The organism is Siminovitchia jepli, assembly GCF_047228825.1.
GTDB lineage: Bacteria > Bacillota > Bacilli > Bacillales > Bacillaceae_C > Siminovitchia.
Genome location: NZ_JBFEGN010000190.1, coordinates 1 through 1,627 on the forward strand (window position 1 = coordinate 1; position 1,627 = coordinate 1,627).

At 32.7% G+C, this 1,627-nt stretch carries 2 protein-coding genes; both read left to right on the top strand.

What is annotated here, in order from left to right:
* The first annotated feature begins 71 nt into the window (after nucleotides 1–71).
* Nucleotides 72–779, top strand: coding sequence for an ATP-binding cassette domain-containing protein (locus tag AB1L08_RS22320; RefSeq protein WP_413066766.1), 708 nt, complete (start codon nucleotides 72–74; stop codon nucleotides 777–779).
* The gene (locus AB1L08_RS22325) at nucleotides 754–1,572 is read left to right on the top strand and encodes a hypothetical protein (RefSeq protein WP_413066765.1); all 819 of its coding nucleotides are present in this window, start codon (nucleotides 754–756) and stop codon (nucleotides 1,570–1,572) included. Before AB1L08_RS22320 ends, AB1L08_RS22325 begins: the two co-directional genes overlap by 26 nt.
* Nucleotides 1,573–1,627: the final 55 nt, after the last annotated feature.

Genomic DNA, 1,627 nt, shown 5'->3' on the forward strand with positions numbered 1-1,627 from the left:
ACCCAGATTTGTAAATTGTTCCCAAAAGAGCGCTGAATTAGTTTTCGGCAAATTTACTTTCGTAATTTGGGATAAATATACATAAAGGTGAAATTATTTTATTGCTTGGACATAATGGCGCCGGAAAAACTACAATCATCAAGTCTTTATTTGGATTAGTTGAATATAAGGGCTGTTTAAAAATGGACGGCCAAGAGCTATCCCTAAGAAAAGCACGGGATCTTGACCTCTTTAAACGAGAAACGAGTTATATATCGGATGAGATAGCGCTTTTTGATTATTTAACCCCGAGCGAATACTTTTCATTGATGAAAAGTACATCACATAATAAAATCGATGATCATTTTTTACATCGCTTAATTGATCTGTTTGAGCTGAATCGATATCTAAATCATCCAATTTCTATGCTTTCCCATGGAAATAAGAAAAAGACCCAAATTGTATCCCAAATATTTAAGAAACCGAGATATATTATTTTTGATGAACCAACAAATGGGTTAGACCCAGATATGATCATCGTACTAAAAAAAGTTTTACATATCATTAAAAAGATGAATATTGGGATACTGCTATCTACTCACAACCTAAGTTTTGGAGAGGAGCTATATGATTACATTGTTGTTCTTAGGGATGGGAAAGTAAAGTTAAACGCCACAAAAGAACAGGTGAAAGAAAGATTTAGAAATCACTCGTTGGAAGAAATATATACAAAAGTGAATGAAGACTATTATAGACATGTTGAGGGGATATTAAATGAACTTTATGAAGCAAATTGTTAGAAAGGTCGAATACCCGAAACTGATTGGCAGGGTTTACGACGTCTTCATAAAATATCCGACTCCCATGATTGCTCTCATTTTATCAATAGTCCTGGTTTATTTAATCTATTTCATTATTATGATCAAAAACTTTTCAACAATGCCTTTGGATTCGGCGAAAGCTTATAAAAATATTACCTTGGCAACTGCTGCTTTAGCCAGTTTTTTTGTTGTTTTCTCAAGGAATAAATTAAAAGAGCATTCCCAAATGTTTTTTTTCCTAAACTCCGGTGTCAGGCCTCATGAAATCGTAATAGGCGGGTATGTACTTCTTTATATTTCTTACGTATTTATTATTACGCTAATGTTTGCGCCTTTCTTAGTTCTTTTTTGGCAACAGGGAAAGGTTAATTCTGTCATGGATATTGCTATATTGTTTTTTGTGCATACTTTTATTTTTTGTTTGGCCTGTACAGTTTGGATGATAACTAACATCATGATCAAGAGGTTATTGTCTAAATCAAAAGATCAGTTCTATTTAAATTCATCCTTATATTTTGTTTTTTTAGGATGTACAGTCTATCTCTTGATCCGTTTTTTTGAAGAATATATCCCCTATAGCCCTTTGCCTTTCTTTATTATGTTAATCGTTCTTTTTCTAGTATTAAGATGGGCACTTATACGAACATCAACAGCTTATTTAAATAATATATTTATTCAACTTAACAGTGAAAGTTCACAGGGGATGAAGGAGAGCTTAAATTTCCAGCATAAAAACAGCTATTTCTTAAATATTGTCTGGGCTAATATTTAATGGCGGTAAAATCTAGTATTTTAGGAATTAATTTTGTCGTTACGTGGAGGGGGAG